This is a genomic window from Luteibacter sp. PvP120 (genome assembly GCF_054055715.1).
In genome coordinates, this window is the sequence record NZ_JBSRXP010000004.1 from 348047 (window position 1) to 365187 (window position 17141).

The 17141-nt window shown below is 66.4% G+C and carries 11 protein-coding genes; 3 read left to right on the plus strand and 8 right to left on the minus strand.

Annotated features, from left to right (window positions below; translation table 11 throughout):
- Positions 1–49 precede the first annotated feature (49 nt).
- Both ACVKN3_RS10945 and ACVKN3_RS10950 read right to left on the minus strand, forming a co-directional pair.
- Positions 50–1645, minus strand: coding sequence for a hypothetical protein (locus ACVKN3_RS10945; protein WP_354517065.1), 1596 nt, complete (start codon positions 1643–1645; stop codon positions 50–52).
- Positions 1645–2097: a DUF3574 domain-containing protein gene (locus tag ACVKN3_RS10950; protein WP_456991769.1), complete on the minus strand. Its 453-nt coding sequence runs from the start codon at positions 2095–2097 to the stop codon at positions 1645–1647. Before ACVKN3_RS10950 ends, ACVKN3_RS10945 begins: the two co-directional genes overlap by 1 nt.
- 199 nt (positions 2098–2296) lie before the next feature.
- Between ACVKN3_RS10950 and ACVKN3_RS10955 the strand changes: the two genes are divergently transcribed.
- Entirely contained in the window at positions 2297–4729 is a 2433-nt protein-coding gene (locus ACVKN3_RS10955; RefSeq protein ID WP_354517069.1) for a TonB-dependent receptor plug domain-containing protein, read from the plus strand.
- Between the two features lie 467 nt (positions 4730–5196).
- On the opposite strand, the gene ACVKN3_RS10960 is transcribed toward ACVKN3_RS10955, so the two are convergent.
- Together ACVKN3_RS10960 and ACVKN3_RS10965 are read right to left on the minus strand one after the other, a co-directional pair.
- Positions 5197–6297: an OmpA family protein gene (locus ACVKN3_RS10960; RefSeq protein ID WP_036140216.1), complete on the minus strand. Its 1101-nt coding sequence runs from the start codon at positions 6295–6297 to the stop codon at positions 5197–5199.
- Positions 6298–6492: 195 nt separating this feature from the next.
- A complete protein-coding gene (locus ACVKN3_RS10965; RefSeq protein ID WP_285406039.1) occupies positions 6493–7944 on the minus strand; it encodes a bifunctional 2-methylcitrate dehydratase/aconitate hydratase in 1452 nt (483 codons plus the stop codon).
- 291 nt (positions 7945–8235) lie between these two features.
- Between ACVKN3_RS10965 and ACVKN3_RS10970 the strand changes: the two genes are divergently transcribed.
- A complete protein-coding gene (locus tag ACVKN3_RS10970) occupies positions 8236–8904 on the plus strand; it encodes a TerC family protein (protein WP_354517072.1) in 669 nt (222 codons plus the stop codon).
- Positions 8905–9906: 1002 nt separating this feature from the next.
- Here the strand turns inward: ACVKN3_RS10970 and ACVKN3_RS10975 are convergent.
- Entirely contained in the window at positions 9907–10764 is an 858-nt protein-coding gene (locus ACVKN3_RS10975; protein ID WP_285406036.1) for an outer membrane protein, read from the minus strand.
- A gap of 331 nt (positions 10765–11095) precedes the next feature.
- Between ACVKN3_RS10975 and ACVKN3_RS10980 the strand changes: the two genes are divergently transcribed.
- Positions 11096–13114 (plus strand): NADPH-dependent 2,4-dienoyl-CoA reductase, encoded by a 2019-nt coding sequence (locus tag ACVKN3_RS10980; protein WP_285406034.1) that lies wholly within the window; start codon positions 11096–11098, stop codon positions 13112–13114.
- Between the two features lie 276 nt (positions 13115–13390).
- On the opposite strand, the gene prpC is transcribed toward ACVKN3_RS10980, so the two are convergent.
- From prpC to ACVKN3_RS10995, 3 genes are all read right to left on the minus strand, one after another.
- Complete coding sequence (gene prpC, locus ACVKN3_RS10985; protein ID WP_036140202.1) at positions 13391–14545, minus strand: bifunctional 2-methylcitrate synthase/citrate synthase; 1155 nt, start codon at positions 14543–14545, stop codon at positions 13391–13393.
- A 12-nt stretch (positions 14546–14557) separates the two neighbouring features.
- Positions 14558–15445, minus strand: coding sequence for a methylisocitrate lyase (prpB, locus tag ACVKN3_RS10990; RefSeq protein ID WP_354517075.1), 888 nt, complete (start codon positions 15443–15445; stop codon positions 14558–14560).
- Between the two features lie 86 nt (positions 15446–15531).
- Entirely contained in the window at positions 15532–17130 is a 1599-nt protein-coding gene (locus tag ACVKN3_RS10995) for an alpha/beta hydrolase (protein WP_354517076.1), read from the minus strand.
- Positions 17131–17141: the final 11 nt, after the last annotated feature.

Sequence of the window (17141 nt, forward strand, 5' to 3'; positions counted from 1 at the left end):
GGAATTTCCTCGGGACAATATCCAAGGGTGGCCTCCCACCCCAAGCAATTCAAGCACCACCCGCCCGTCTGTCCACCTCCCCCACCGAAAGCACCATCAACACCCCCGCCAACACCCCATACGCCGCCACGAACTGCCACACCACCGCCCGCGCCGCCACATCCAGCGACCACGGCAGGTACACCGAACCAATGGGTGCCACCGAATGAATCACCCCGAACGCGGTTAGCACGCCCCCCAGCGCCACGATACCCGCCGCCTTGCGCACCTGCCCGTCGATCATCGCCACCACGAAACTGGCCCAGACCATCGAGGTGATGATGAAGCCGTTGCCGAGGATCACGATGACCGCCATGGCCGAAATACCGTGGGCGTTGTCGGCGTACAGCGCCGCGAAATGCGCCGGGTCCACGATGGTCGGATCGCCCAGCTTGATGGCCAGCAGCCGCGCGATGGCCGGGAAGAAACTGAAGACCACGGCGCCCGCGTAGCGTAGCGGCGTGGCCTCGAACGCCTGGGTGGTGATGCTGACGGACACGAAGACCAGGATCGGCGCGAGCACCGCCACGGGCAGCAGTTCCACCAGGTTGGACAGGTAGCCGAACACCCCGCCCAGGCCGATGACCAGACCCGTGACCAGGGTGTAGCCCGTGCGTGCTCCCATGGCCTTGTACGCCGGCTGCCCGATGTACGGCGTGGTCTGCGCCACGCCCCCGCAGATGCCCGCCACGAGCGTCGCCAGTGCCTCCACCAGCAGGATGTCGCGGGTCGAGTAATCGTCCCCCGCCGCGCGCGCGCTTTCGGTCACGTTGATGCCGCCCACCACCATCAGCAGGCCGAACGGCAGGATGAGGGGCAGGTAGGGCAGCGTGGCCGGCAAGGCGTCGAGGAAACCGAGGTTGGGCAGCGGCAGGCCCAGCCGCCATGTCCAGCCTGCGGGCGCGTGATAACCGCTGCCCAGCAACCCGACCGGGCCCAGCCCGTAATAAAGCGCGACGCCGACGACGAAGGCGCCCAGCACGCCCGGGATGCCGAACGGCAGGCGCCGCCGGGCGATCAGTGCGTACAGCACGATACCCAGCCCGGCAAAGCCCACCACCGGCACACGCAGGATCTCGACCAGCGGCAGCAGCCCCATCAGCACCAGCGCGATGCCGGCGATCGATCCCAGCAGGCCCGCCCGCGGTACCGAACGCTGCACCCACGCCCCGAAGAACGACAGCACGAACTTGAGCACGCCCATGACCACCAGCGACGCCATGCCCAGGTGCCAGGTGGCCTCCCCTGCGGCGGAGGCATCCATGCCGGCTTGCCGGTAGCCCGCGAACGCCGGGCCCAGCACCAGCAGCGCCATGCCGATGGTCGTCGGCGCGTCGATCCCCAGCGGCATGGCCGTGACGTCGTCGCGGCCGGTGCGCGCGGCCAGGCGGCGGGCCATCCAGGTATAGGCGAGATTGCCCAGCAGCACGCCGAGTGCCGTGCCGGGGAACATGCGCCGGAAGACCAGATCGGCCGGCATGCCGAAGATGCCGATGAGTGCCGTGGCCAGGAAGGCCAGCAACGACAGGTTGTCGACCACCAGACCCAGGACGCCGTTGAGGTCGCCGCCGCCGAAGCGACGACGCGGTGCGGGGACGGCCGCCATCAGAAGGACACGTCCGCGGGCTGGGTCACGCGCAGCACGGACTGGTCGCCCGTCTTCGCCTTCCATGCCGCGCGGATGGCGTCGACCGACGCCCGCGCCGCCGGCGTATCGGGATACAGCAGCACCACGATCTTCGAGCGGAGGCGCTCGGGCTGTGCCTGTTGCTTGCCCTGCCACTGGCCGTAAGCGTCGACCACGGTGAGGCCGTTGGGAAAGCGCGGCGTCACGTCCTTGTCGAGGAAACCGCGCCACGCCGCTTCGTCCACGCCGTCGTGCGCATCCGCGCGGCCCAGTCCGAAGTAGAGCTCCGTGCGGACCCATCCACGGGTGGCATCCGGATGGGCCACATCGCCCTGCAGCGTTGCCGCGACAGGTGCGGCCGGGCCGCGCTGCGCGGGGCCGGCACAGGCGGCCGTCATGAGCGAGACGGCGAGGAAAAGACCAGCGAACATCTTCATGGAAACCCCTTGCACGAGTATTTCGAAACGGACGTCCATACGGCTAGGCGTCCGACCTATTGACACAGCGTACACTGCAATGCAACAAATAGTGCAAGGTTCGCACGTTACTGCGGCCGCCGGAACCATCATGCTCCGCCATCGTCGCCCGTGTCGCCGCGGTGACCTCCCCGCGTGCCCGCCAGGATCATCCATGCACCCGTCCCGCCTCGCTTCCGCCGTCCTGCTCGGTCTTGCCGCCCTTCCCGCCGCCGCGCAGGAGGCCGACCGCAACGCCGCCTCCACGCTCGACCAGATCGTGGTCACGGGCACCCACGCCAAAGACCGCACGGTACTGGATTCGCCGGTACCGATCGACGTGCTCACGCCGGAGGACCTGCGCTCGGCCGGCGCCGTCAACGGCGAGCTCGGCCAGGCCCTGGCCACGCTGCTGCCTTCCTTCAATTTCCCCCGCCAGTCCAACTCGGGCGGTTCCGACCACGTGCGCGCCGCCCAGCTCCGCGGCATGAGCCCGGACCAGGTGTTGGTGCTGGTCAACGGCAAGCGCTTCCACACCTCCGCCCTGGTCAACAGCGACAGCAAGATCGGCCGCGGCACCACGCCGGTGGATTTCAACGCCATCCCGATCAGCGCGATCAAGCGCATCGAGGTGCTGCGCGACGGTGCCGGCGCGCAATACGGATCCGACGCCATCGCGGGCGTGGTCAACATCATCCTCGACGATGCCCCGGAGGGCGGCGAGGTGGACGCCACTTATGGCGCCTACCACACGAATTTCCGTCCCGGCGACCGAGAGATCACCGATGGCCAGAGCGGCTACGTCAGCGCCAAGGCGGGCGCGAAGCTGGGAGGCGACGGTGGCTTCGTGCGTGCCGGCATCGAGGGCAACAACCGCCAGCCGACCAACCGGGCCGGCCGTGACGACATCCCCTCCTGGGAGAACCCCTCGCCGGAAAACCTGGCCTTGCGCGGCAAGCGCAACTACGCCGCCGGCGACCCGCGCAACGAGAACTACAGCGGCTGGTTCAACGCCGAACTGCCGTTCGGCGACACCGTGCGCGGCTATGCCTTTGGCATGTATACCCAGCGCCGCACCGTCGGCGACAACTATTTTCGCTATCCCGACAGCGACGCGAACGTACCGGCGCTCTACCCGCAAGGCTATCGGCCCGAATCGCTCGGCTACAACCGCGACGTCAACCTCACCGCCGGCGCGCGCGGCCGTGCGGGCGAGTGGGATATCGACGGCAGCCTGACCTGGGGTCGCAACACCTTCGACTACGACCTGCGCGACACCGTCAACGTGTCGCTGGGCGAGCAAAGCCCCACGCGCTTCGACATCGGTAAGTACGACAGCACGCAGGGCACCGCCAACCTCGACTTAAGCCGATCCGTGGAATGGGGCTCGAAGCTGTTCACGCTGGCAACGGGTGCGGAGTTCCGCCACGAGGGCTTCCGGACCTATGCGGGCGATCCGGCCTCCTATGCGGTGGGGCCGATCGTGGGCGCACCGACCGGCGCGCAGGCCGGTGGCGGCCTGACACCCCAGGACACGGCGGACCTGCATCGCAACATCGGCGCCGCCTATGTCGATCTCTCCGGCGACGTCACGGATCGCTTCTTCGCCGATGCCGCGGGGCGCTACGAGCACTACGACGACTTCGGCTCCGCGTGGACGGGCAAGCTCAGTGGCCGTTACGCCATCACCGACGCCATCGCCATCCGCGGCGCGGCATCGAACAACCTGCGCGCACCGTCGCTCAGCCAGGTCGGTTTCGAATCCACCTCCACGGGATACGGTGCCGATGGCACCCTCGTGCAGGGCCGCGTGCTCTCGGTCAACAATCCCATCGCGCGCGGGCTGGGCGCGCGCGACCTCAGGCCCGAGAAATCCCGCAACTACAGTCTCGGGCTCACCGCCCGCCTGGGCGAGCGCTTCGACGCCTCGCTGGATGTGTACCGCATCGATGTCGACCACCGTGTCACGTTGTCCGAAACCATCGCGCCGGACGGCCTGGAGAATTACATCGACGCACGCTTCGGCGTACCGGGTGTCCAAAGCGTGGCGTTCTTCACCAACGCCGTGGACACGCGCACCCGCGGCGCGGAGCTGGTCACCAACTACCGGCAACCGGCCTTCGGCGGCAACCTCACGCTCACCGCCACTTACAGTTACAACCGCACGTCGATCCGCCACGTCCGCGACACGCCACCGGAACTGGCCGCGCTCGGCGCGGATGCGGTGTTGTTTGGGCTGGAAGAACGCAACACCCTCACCGATGCCGCCCCGCGCCAGCGTGGCGCGTTCACCGCACGCTGGGACAACTCGCGCTGGTCGTTACTGGGCCGCGCCACACGCCAGGGCAGCACCACACGGGTGTTCGATTTCGGCGGCGGCTTCGTGCCGAAGCAGACCTATGCGGCACGCTGGCAGCTGGACGCGGAAGCCGAATGGCACGCCACCGATCGCCTTTCCCTCGCGCTGGGCGGGCAGAACATCACCAACCAGTACCCCGATCGCTCGATCCCCGACATCGCCTACGCCGGCAACTTCCCCTACGACGTGATCTCCCCGATCGGCTCGAACGGCGCGTACTGGTACGGACGGCTCCGCTACGCCTGGTAATCCCGCCACCCGGCGATGTGCGCTGCGTCCGCCGCCGAGGTCGCCCCGGTCCCGGTCGCGGTCCCGGTCCCGGTCGCGGTCGCGGTCGCGGTCGCGGTCGCGGTCGCGGTTACGGTTACGGTTACGGTACAGGCCAATGTAGGAGCGGACGATGTCCGCGAACCCTCAACACCGCTAAAACGAACGATGCCGCGCCCCGCCCACGCCGGGGCGTTTTCCATATGTGCCGAACGAGGCGGTCCGATATCGCCCGGCGCGCCACGCAGGCACCTGGTTAGAACGCTCGCTCCTGCGGACGTAGCGCATCATTCGCGAAACGACGTGTCGAGGGTTCGCGGACATCGTCCGCTCCTACAACCGCCGGGATACTGGACCCTTGGAACGTTGGCCGACCCTTTGGCCTGCACAAAAAAAGAGCCCGGCTTTCGCCGGGCTCTTTCATGCTGCAATTACCGATCTTGCAACGATTACTGCTGAACCTGCAGTTCCGTGCGACGGTTGCGAGCGCGGCCTTCGGCCGTGTCGTTCGTGTCGATCGGGTTGCTTTCGCCGTGACCGATCGGACCTTCCAGACGATCCGCACCGATACCGTGCGAGGTCAGGTAGTCGAACACGATCTTGGCGCGACGCTCGGACAGGCCCTGGTTGTAAGCGTCCTTACCGACGCTATCCGTGTAACCAGCAACCGTGACCTTGACGGCCGGGTAACGCTGCAGGGTGTCGACAGCCTGGTCGAGAACGCCCAGCGAGTCGCTGGTCGGCTCCTGCAGGGTCGGTCCGATGTTCGTCTCGCCCTTCTTCGGACGGTCGAACTTGAAGTTGACACCACGCAGGTCGATGACGACCTTCTGCGGGCAACCATCCGGGCCGACGATCGTGCCAGCCGGGGTGGCCGGGCACTTGTCGTCGCAATCGTTCACGCCGTCGCCGTCGCTGTCGAGCGTCGAGCAATCCGGAGCGGCCGGAGCGACAGCAGCGACCGGAGCCGGAGCTGCCGGCGGCTCGCCGAAGCGCGAGACGATCGAGAAGCCGAGGAACCAGTCACCGTAGCCATTCTCGCTCTCGACGGTCTTGTCGTCCCAGTCGTAGCGGTAGCCGGCTTCGACGCGGAAGTCGGAGCTGTCGGTGATGGTCTTCGACACGCCGACGCCGAGCTCAGCAGCCGGGGACCAGCCGTTGTCGGACGGGTTGTGGTGGTACGAACCCATCACGCCAGCCAGCAGGTACGGACGCCAGCTGTCCCAGGCACCAGCGTAGAAGCGAGCTGCCACGCCGTAGCTGTTGTTCGACCAGTGGCCGTTACCGTCGTTGTCGCGCTTGGTGCGATCGGCAAAGATGTCGATCGACGCGTTGTTCGAAATGAACTTACCGAAGCCCAGGCCGTAGTAAACCTGACGGCTGTTGGTGTTGCGGTCGGTGTCGTTGTAGTAACCGCCCACCGTCGGTGCGATGTACCAGCGGCCGTCATAGCCGTTACCCGCGGTGTCAGCAGCGGATTCCTGCGCATGAACGGCACCCACGCCGCCCAGGGCCAAGCCGATCAGCAAAAACAAGCCCTTACGTTTCATCGGTGTCTCCTCATTATTGGTATTCGCTTCCGCGCTCCACCCCAAACGGAATCGCGCGTAAATCTAAAATCTAATCCGGGGACTTCAGCCGTCCCTCGCTTTTATATCCCTTCAACGGGCGGCGGCAGTTTAGCAAAAATCAAACAATTGAACACGTGCTAAAAACCGCCGTTCATACTTGAGTCACGGCTATTATCAAGCCGTGAAGAGCGTCATGAACTCGTGAATGGGCATCGCGTCGAGTTTTTCGGCCGACGAAGTGACCTCCAGAACCTTCTCAACCCGCTCTGCAGGCCACTCTGCGCGCAGGGCGGCCTCGAACTTGCGGAGCAGGACCGGGATGCCTTCGGCGCGGCGATTGCGATGACCGATGGGAAAGTCGATCGAAATCTTTTCGGTTTTTGAACCATCTTTGAAGAAAACCTGCACCGAATTGCCGATGTAGCGCTTCTCCGGGTCGAAGTAGTCGCGGGTGAACTGGGGGTTCTCCACCACCGTCATCTTGTCCCGGAGGGCGTCGATGCGCGGATCGGCCGCCACGGCGTCGTTGTAGTCGTCGGCGGTGAGGCGGCCGAAGATCAGCGGCACGGCCACCATGTACTGGATGCAGTGGTCGCGGTCGGCGTAGTTCGCCAGCGGGCCGGTCTTGTCGATGATGCGGACACCGGCTTCCTGCGTCTCGATCACGATTTTCTCGACCTCGTCCACGCGGGAGGCGACCTGCTCGTGCAGCGCCATGGCGCATTCCACCGCGGTCTGGGCGTGGAATTCGGCCGGGAAGCTGATCTTGAACAGCACGTTTTCCATCACGTAGCTGCCGAACGGACGCTCGAACTCAAACGCGTTGCCCTTGAAGGCCACGTCGTAGAAGCCCCAGGTCTTGGCTGTGAGCGCCGACGGATAACCCACCACGTTGCGGTAGACCGCGTTGATGGCGTGGGTGACGGCACGACGGCAGGCGTCGCCCGCCGCCCAGCTCTTGCGCGGACCCGTGTTGGGCGCATGGCGATAGGTACGCAGGGCGCCGTTGTCGATCCAGCTGTGCGAGACCGCCGTCGTTATCTGCTCCTTGTCGCCACCGAGCATGGCCGTGGTGACCGCCGTGGACGCCAGCCGGACGAGGATCACGTGATCCTGACCGACGCGGTTGAAGCTGTTCTTCAGGGCATAGCAGCCCTGGATTTCATGGGCCTTGATCGCATAGCCCAGCACGTCGCGCACCGTCAGCGGCGCGCTGCCTTCCTTCACCGCCTTGCGCGAGAGGTAATCGGCCACGGAGAGGATGGCGCCCAGGTTGTCAGAGGGGTGACCCCACTCGGCCGCCAGCCAGGTGTCATTGAAATCCAGGTAGCGAATCTGCGTGCCGATGGCGAAGGCGGCCTGCACCGGGTCCAGTTCGTGCGCAGTGAACGGCACGCGGGAGCCACCGGGCATCACCGCGCCCGGCACCAGCGGCCCGAGGTGCTTGACGCAATCGGGGAATTTCATCGCCAGGGCCGAGCACGCCAGCGAATCCAGGAGCATGTAACGCGCGGTGTCGTAGGCCTCCTGCGAGTCGATCCGGTAGTCGGCGACGTAGTTGGCGATGTCCACCAGCGGCTGGTCCGGATCGGGACGCGTGGCGGAACGGATGTCGTGTGCGCTCATGGATGTCACTCGCGGGGTTGGGATAGCCGGCGATTTTAACCGGTGACCCCGGGGCAATGTCTTGCCGCGGTGCATCCCAACCGCGCACAATGCGCCCTACTACCAACCCGAAGGGGAGTAGTTCCGCGAAGTCCCTCCGGGGTTTCGTGCGCGACGGTCGTCAATACGGGTGCCCCATGCATCCCGGTCGTCGCGGTGGCTTGCGCCAGGAACGAGACTTTTGTGGCGACCGCGGGCGCGCGTGCCCGTGGCCGCCGCATTCGATCTCACCACGCGCAAAGGCCGCCACCCATGGATTTCCTCACACCCGAATTCTTCTCCGGCCTTGCCGCCATCGTCCTGCTGGACCTCGTCCTGGCGGGGGACAACGCGATCGTGATCGCCCTGGCCGCACGCAACCTGCCCCGGGAATTGCAGAAAAAAGCGGTGTTCTGGGGCACGTTCGGGGCGATCGCCCTGCGCATCGTGCTGACCTTCGCGGTGATCTGGCTGCTCAAGCTGCCCGGTCTCATGCTGATCGGCGGCGCCCTGCTCATCCCCATCGCCTGGAAACTGCTCAAGCACGACGACCACGATCCGAACATCGATGCCGCGTCGGGCTTCTGGCCGGCGATCCGCACCATCGTCGTGGCCGATGCGCTGATGGGCCTGGACAACGTGCTGGCAATCGCCGGCGCGGCCAAGGGCCACATGGGCCTGGTGGTCCTCGGGCTGGCCATCAGCGTGCCGTTGGTGGTGTGGGGCTCCACCCTCATCCTTAAACTGATTGAGCGCTTCCCTGCGGTCGTCTACATCGGTGCCGCGGCCATCGCCTGGACCGCGGCGCGCATGATCGCCCATGACGGCCTGGTGGCGCCCTGGTTCGATGCGCGGCCGTGGGCGCCTTGGGTCCTTGACGCGGTGCTCGTGCTGGGCATCTGCGGCGGTGGTTGGCTTTGGGGGCGTCGGGCGCGGGGATGATCAGCGTGAGTGGCTCGCCTTCGGCATCGCGTTGGGCCTTGGGTCGTGGAGCAAGAGCCGGCGGGTAGCCCCCTCGGGGCCACGCCTGCGGCGACCCGGAGGAAAGGCCGCTAGCGCGGCCGTGTATCTGGTTCGCGCACATCGTGCGCTCCTACGCGCGGCCGTTTATGGATTGCCCTACGGGGCGGGTCGGGCTTCGCCCGGGGATTTTTGATTCGCCATCCATGGCTCAGCAAAAATGGCCGGCCGTCCTGGCCGGCCCCCTTCGCGCCTTGTCCGTTCGAAGCCCTCGCCTGCGGCTACCGGCACCGAGGGGGCTACCCGCCGGCTCTTTCGACGACTGAGGTGTCGTGTTGGGCGAGCAGCGCTTGCGGTGAACGAGTAGCGGTGAGGGTACGGCGTCAGCGCTTTGTTGGTTGTTCGCGCACATCGTGCGCTCCTACCCCAAGGGTAGGCAGGTTGTGGAACGCGTGATCCGCCGGCTGGGTAGGAGCGCACGATGTGCGCGAACCCTCAACCCACCTAAGGCGATGGATGCCCTGCGCAACAGGCAAGCGAGCGTTCCCAGCAACGAAGCGAAACCCGGCTTTTTTGCTCTCCCCACACGCCACCTCAGTTTGAGGAAGAGCCGGCGGGTGCCACCCTCGTGGCCGGTAGCCGCAGGCGAGGGCTTCGAACGGACAAGGCCCGAAGGGGGCCGGCCAGGACGGCCGGCCATTTTTGCTGAGCCATGGATGGCGAATCAAAAATCCCCGTTCGAAGCCCGACCCGCCGCCCGAAGGGCAATAAGAAAACGGCCGCGCCAGCGGCCCTTCCCTTTCGGGTCGCCGCAGGCGTGGCCGCGAGGGTGGCACCCGCCGGCTCTTGCTCCACGACCCAAGGCCCAAAGCGATGCCGAAGGCGAGCCCTCCCCCAGCAAAAACACAAAAAAAGGCCGCCCGAAGGCGGCCCAGGATTCCCCCCGGCGAGGCGGACGGCGCAAGCCGACCGCCAACCGGCTGGTCAGAAGCGGAAACGGACGTAAGCGGCCGGTCCGTCGAGCTTCATGTCGAGATCCAGGTCGTAGCGACGCTTGTCCTGGTTGAGCTTGATGCGGGTGTAGGCGTATTCCGCACCGAAGCCGACGTTCTGCCACGGGAACCACTCGACGCCCAGCGCGGCGTCCCAGATGTGGCCGTAGACGCTGCCGCCGTTCTTCTTCACGCCCGAGGCATTGAAGTACATGCGCCACTGGTCGTTGAACGCGTGGCGCCAGCCGAGCTGCAGGTTGGGTGCCCAGGCGTTGACGTCGCTGGAAGCGCGGTCCGAGACGGTCTGGCCAAAGCCGGACGCCGTGCCGCTGATGCTGGCCTGGACCTTGTAGTAAGCCGCACCCAGGCCGACGCCGAACACGTCGTTGCCCGTGCCGAACCACCACTTGTAGGCAGCGCTGCCGAAGGTGAACTTCAGGTCACCCTTGACCCGCGCCGTAGCGTCGATCGGGTTGCCGAGGAAGTTGATCGAGGTATCGAGGCTCTTGGCGTGCGAGCGGTTCACTTCGTAGTAGTCGAAGGTGAAGCCCTGGTGCTCGCCGATCAGGAAGTCCAGACGTGCGCGCGGCACGGTCTTGTGCTTCTTGAAGTCGAGGTCGTCTTCCAGGTTGACGTCGCCGCTGGTATTGAGGATGCCGGTCTTCGCGCCGATCGTCGTGTCGTTGTTGGTGTAGTAACCGCCCAACCAGATGCTGACGTTGTCGAGGGCGGGAGACTGCGACTTCTTCTCGCTGCTGTCCTGCGCATGCGCGGCCGCGCCGAAGGCGGCGAGCGAAGCGATGGCAAGGCCTACAGTGAGCTTGCCGTAACGGAATTGACCTGTGCGCATGAACAAAACTCCCTGGAAATGTTTCAAAGTTGTTAGTACCCCCGTTTGAAATTTTAACAAACGCAAGTGTGTGCGTTTTGTGCACGGATACTGTTTTGCGTTTGAAACACCGGCGAAACGGCGTTGCAGGGCCCTTTTCCCTTTCGCAGGAACTCACGCCAAACGTGATGTGCGTCACAGGCTGACGTAACGTTTGCTTTACTTCGCTCCCCGAAGGGCGACTTCCTGCCTGGTGCAGTCGCCCCGAGGGGGACCACGCTGCTGCGACCGCCCTTGCTCCCGTGGCCTGATCCGGGGATCATTCGAACGATCGTTTGAACCGGATATCGCCGTGTCCTACCCCCACCTGCTTGCCCCGCTGGACCTGGGCTTCACCACCCTGCGCAACCGTGTCCTGATGGGCTCGATGCACACGGGGCTGGAGGACAAGGCCGCCGACTACGACAAGCTGGCGGCCTTTTTCGCCGAGCGCGCGCGCGGCGGCGTGGGCCTGATCGTCACCGGCGGCATCGCACCCAACATCCAGGGCTGGCTGAAACCGATGTCGGGCACGATGTCGATGCCCTGGCACGTGGGTCGCCACCGCAAGGTCACTTCGGCCGTCCATGCCGAGGGCGGCAAGATCTGCATGCAGATCCTGCATGCCGGTCGTTATGCCTACCACCCCCTGTCGGTCGCCCCGTCCCGGATCAAGTCGCCGATCACGCCGTTCACGCCACGGGCGCTGGGCTCACGCGGCGTGGAGCGCAGCATCGACGCCTTCGTGCGCAGTGCGAAGCTGGCCCGGGACGCCGGCTACGACGGTGTCGAGGTGATGGGCTCGGAAGGCTACCTGATCAACCAGTTCCTCACCTCGCGTACCAACAAACGCGCCGACCGCTGGGGCGGCTCGGCTGCGAACCGCATGCGGTTCCCGATCGAGATCGTGCGGCGCATGCGCGAAGCGGTCGGCAAGGACTTCATCATCGTCTATCGCCTGTCGATGCTCGACCTCGTTGACGACGCGCAGCCGTGGGATGACATCGTCACCCTCGCCAAGGCGGTGGAAGCCGCTGGCGCAACGATCATCAACACGGGCATCGGCTGGCACGAGGCTCGCGTCCCTACCATCGTGACCAGTGTGCCGCGCGGCGCATTCCGCTGGGTGACTCGACGCATGAAGGGTGAGGTGGGGATACCGTTGGTGACCACCAATCGCATCAACATGCCCGACGTAGCCGAACGCATCCTGGCTGACGGCGATGCCGACATGGTCTCGATGGCCCGGCCGCTGCTCGCCGATCCGGAATGGGTCAACAAGGCCCGCGCGTCCCGGCCACAGGCGATCAACACCTGCATCGCCTGCAACCAGGCCTGCCTCGATCACGTCTTCGAGAATCGCCGGGCGTCATGCCTGGTCAACCCTCGGGCGTGCCACGAAACGGAACTGACGATCACGCCGGCCGCCGTCGCGCGCCGTGTCGCCGTAGTCGGTGCGGGTCCCGCGGGCCTGGCCGCCGCGACCACCCTGGCCCAGCGCGGGCATGCCGTCACGCTGTTCGATCGTGCCCACGAGATCGGCGGCCAGTTCAACATGGCCAAGCGGATTCCGGGCAAGGAGGAATTCAGCGAAACGCTGCGCTACTTCGACCATCGCCTGGACGAGACCGGCGTAACCCGCCGGCTGGGCACCGATGCCGACGCGGACATGCTGGCGTCCGGCGGCTTCGACACCGTGATCCTCGCCACCGGCGTGCTGCCCCGGCCACTGTCGATCCCCGGTGCCGATCACCCCCGTGTGCTGAGCTATATCGACGTCCTCCACGGAAATGCGGCGGTGGGTGCCCGGGTCGCGGTCATCGGTGCCGGCGGCATCGGCTTCGACGTCGCCGAGTTCCTGACCGAGAGCGTCCCCTCGCCGACGACGGACATCGCACGCTGGACGCGCGAATGGGGCGTGGACATGACCATGGCCACGCCCGGCGGCCTGATGCCGGCGCAGCCGGAGAAACCCGAGCGTGAGGTGTGGTTATTGCAGCGAAGCGAGGGGCGACCCGGTGCGCGCCTCAACAAGACGTCCGGCTGGGTGCACCGCGCCACGCTGAAGAACAAGCGCGTGAAGATGATCGGCGGTGTGACCTACGAGCGCATCGACGATGCCGGCCTGCATGTGACCGTGGGGGGCGAGGCCCAAGTGCTGGCCGTGGACCATGTGGTCGTCTGCGCCGGGCAGGAGCCGAATCGCGCGCTGCATGCCGCCCTGGTCACGCGCGGCGTCGACGTACGACTGGTGGGTGGCGCGGATGTGGCCGCGGAGCTGGATGCGAAGCGGGCGATCGACCGCGCGACGAGGATGGCGGCGGGGATGTGAGTCAGGCTACGGCGTCAACGCGCCGCGGCATCCTGCTTCGCGCACATCGTGCGTTGGATGTGGCGGCTACGCCGCGGTGCCCCCATTCGCGCACATCGTGCGCTCCTACGACAGCCGCGTTGTAGGAGCCTCAATTCGCGCACATCGTGCGCTCCTACGACAGCCGCGTTGTAGGAGCGCACGATGTGCGCGAACAGAAAACGCCGCGGCGAAGCCGCCTCCGATAACGCACGATGTGCGCGAATGGAGGCACCGCGGCGAAGCCGCCTCACTACATCAACGCTTCTCGATCGGCGTATAGGTCTGGTCTTCCGGCCCGGTGTAGTTCGCGCTCGGGCGGATGATCTTGCCGTCCTGGCGCTGTTCGATCACGTGGGCGCTCCAGCCCGACGTGCGCGCAATGACGAACAGCGGCGTGAACATGGCGGTGGGAACGCCCATCATGTGGTACGCCGAGGCCGAGTACCAGTCGAGGTTGGGGAACATCTTCTTCAGTTCCCACATCAGCTTCTCGATCTTCTCCGACACCTCGAACAGGCGCGGGTTGCCGCCGTCGGTGCACAGCTTGCGCGCGATCTCCTTGATGATCTCGTTGCGCGGATCGGACACCGTGTACACCGGATGCCCGAAACCGATGATGATTTCCTTGCGCTCGACGCGTGCGCGGATATCCGCTTCCGCCTCGGCGGCGTCGCGGTAGCGCGCGATGATTTCCATCGCCACCTCGTTGGCGCCGCCGTGCTTCGGCCCACGCAGCGCGCCGATGGCGCCGGTGATCGCGGAGTACATGTCAGAGCCGGTGCCGGCGATGACGCGCGCGGCGAACGTGCTGGCGTTGAACTCGTGCTCGGCGTACAGCACCAGCGAACGATCCAGTGCATGCGAATGCAGCTCGCTCGGCTTGCGCCCGTGCAGCAGGTGCAGGAAGTGGCCGGCGATCGACTCGTCGTCGGTCTCGGTCTCGATGCGCTTGCCGTTGTGGCTGAAGTGGTACCAGTACAGCAGGATGGAGCCGAAGCTGGCCATGAGCCGGTCGGCGATGTCGCGTGCGCCGGTGACGTTGTGGTCGTCCTTCTCCGGCAGCACCGTGCCCAGCACCGAGGCGCCGGTGCGCATCACATCCATCGGATGGGTGGCGGCCGGCAGCAGCTCCAAGGACGCCTTGACCGGTGCCGGCAGGCCGCGCAGGCGCTTCAGCTTGGCGCGATAGGCGTTCAGCTCCATCCAGTTCGGCAGCACGCCGTGCACGAGCAGGTAGGCCACTTCCTCGAACGAGCCCTTCGCGGCCAGGTCGTGGATGTCGTAGCCGCGGTAATGCAGGTCGTTGCCGCTGCGGCCGACCGTGCACAGCGCCGTGTTGCCGGCGGCGATGCCCGATAGCGCGACGGACTTCTTCGGCTTCGGGCCGGTCGTGGTTGCGGTGTCGCTCATGCGTGACTCTCCTTAACCCTGCTTAGAGAAAAGCGCGTCGAGGTGACGCTCGAATTCGTGGTAGCCGATGCGGTCGTAGAGCTCCTCACGCGTCTGCATCGTGTCGATGACGTTGCGCTGGTGACCGTCGCGGCGGATGCTGGTGTAGACGTTTTCCGCCGCCTTGTTCATGGCGCGGAACGCGGAGAGGGGATACAGCACGATACCGACGCCGACGCTGCCCAGTTCCTCGGTGCTGAACAGCGGGGTCTGGCCGAACTCGGTGATGTTGGCCAGCACCGGCACCTTCACCGCGTCGACGAAGCGCTGGTAGGTCGGCAGATCGTAGGCCGCCTCGGCGAAGATCGCATCGGCGCCCGCCTCGACACAGGCGATCGCCCGCTCGATGGCAGCATCCACACCCAGCACCGCGATGGCATCGGTGCGCGCGATGAGGAAGAAGTCCGGGTCGGTCTTCGCATCGGCCGCGGCCTTGACCCGGTCGGCCATCTCACTCGTGGTGACGATCTCCTTGCCGGGACGATGTCCGCAGCGCTTCGCGCCCACCTGGTCCTCGATGTGGCAGGCCGCGGCGCCGGCCTTGATCAGGCTCTTGACGGTGCGGGCAATATTGAACGCGCTGGGCCCGAAGCCGGTGTCGATGTCGACCATCAACGGCAGGTCGCAGACATCGGTGATGCGGCGCACGTCGACGAGCACGTCGTCCAAGGTGTTGATGCCCAGGTCGGGCAGGCCGAGCGACCCGGCGGCCACGCCGCCGCCGGACAGGTAGATGGCCTGGAACCCGGCGCGCTTCGCCAGCAGCGCGTGGTTGGCGTTGATCGCGCCGATGACCTGCAGGGGCCGCTCGGCCGCAAGGGCGGCACGGAAACGGCCACCGGCCGAGGAAGGCTGCGCCATGGAATGCTCCGGGGTAAAGACGCGCATTTTAGCGCAGCCGCGTGAATAGGCCTTGCTGCGCCGCGGCGTACGCGTCTCCCTGGGGATTACCTGCCCTGCCCTGGGCGCGCCACGCCGTACATTTCCCAGGCGATCTTCTTCATCAGCGCCTGGCGGTCGTCGCCCTCGACATAGAGATCGAAGTGGGTCTTGCCGGGCAGGAAGCGGATATCGCTGCGGGCGTGCAGGCCATCCAGCGTCTCCTTGAGCAATTTCGCAGAGCCATCGAGGTAGAACGTATCCGCGGTACCCACGATCAGGTGGATCTTGCCGTCGAGGTCGGGCTTCAACGTGGGCCACTGCGTGCGCAGGCGCTGGGCGATGTCGTAATGATCACGCCAGTAGGCCACCACGTCCGGATCGATCGCGCCGGTGTCGCGGTTGAACATCGGCTGCGGACGCCCGTCCGTGCCCCGGGGCGAGAACACCCAATCGAACGAGGCCAGCTGCCCGCCGTAGGCACCCAGCACCCGCTCCAGACGGGCGAAGGTCTCGAACGTGGCGATCACCTTGCCGTCGTCGCGCACCAGGGGATAGGCCGTGCCGTCGGGCGCCTTGTAGGCGTTGGCGTGCGGCGCATAGAGGTCGATGTTGGTGAAGTTGTGGAAGTCGCTCGGGTCGGGCGAGGTGGACCACGTGCCGCCGAACACCTTCGGGTAACGCGTCTGCAGCCACAGCGTGGCCCAGCCGCCGGAGGAATGCCCGTTGAGGAACCGGCCGCCCACCTTCGCGTCCATCCGGTAGCGGCCTTCCAGCCAGGGGATGTACTCGGTGGTCAGGGCCTGGCCCCAGGGTCCGTTGTTCACCGAGTCGGCAAACTCATGCGTGCCGGTGGGGCCGGACTCGTCCAGCAGCACCCAGATCATCGGCGGCATCTGCCGGTTGGCCATGGCCGACCACAGCGAGGCGATCGTGCCCGCGTACTCGTCGAAGCCGCCGCCGAAGCCGTGGGTCACGTAGACGGTGGGATAGCGCGTGCTCGCCTTGGCGTCGTAGCCCGGCGGTGTCAGCACCCAGGCGCGGATCGCCAGCGGGCGCCCGGCGAAGGCGGTCAGCGCGGCGCTGGGCATGATCTCGGCGTGCGCGTGCTTGCGCGCCTCGGGCAATGCATCGCGCACGGCCTGCGGTACCCGCGGCGACAGCAACCAGGGATCTTTCGCCGGAACGGTCTTGTCCAGCACCAGGGTGGGCACGGTGCCGCCCGGGGCCAGCTTCACCGCCGTCACCGCGCTGAGCAGATCGCCCGCGCCACGGCCGTGGTAGTTGTAGTCGTGGCCGACATCCAGCACGGCCTGGACCAGGTAATCGCCCGGCGGCAGTGCGGAGAACCCGGCGGGGAACGCTTCGCCGTCGGTATCGATGTCGACCGTCTGGCCGCCGCCGATCCAGGTCACGTCGCGGGCGGCCACGGAGACCGCGGTCGGCCGGAACGGGTTGGTGTCGACGGCCTCGGGCTTGCCGTCCTTCGCGGCCGAGGCCGGCATGGCGAACAGGAGCAGGCGGCCCGACGTGCCCGGGCTGGCGGCGGGCAAACCCACCCGGACGATGCGATGGACCGCTGGCGCCTCGTCCGCATGGACGGCATCGAAGCCACCCGCGAGCAGGGCCAGCGCGAGAACCGCGCGGAACGGTGAACCGATGGACATGCGTTTCCCCT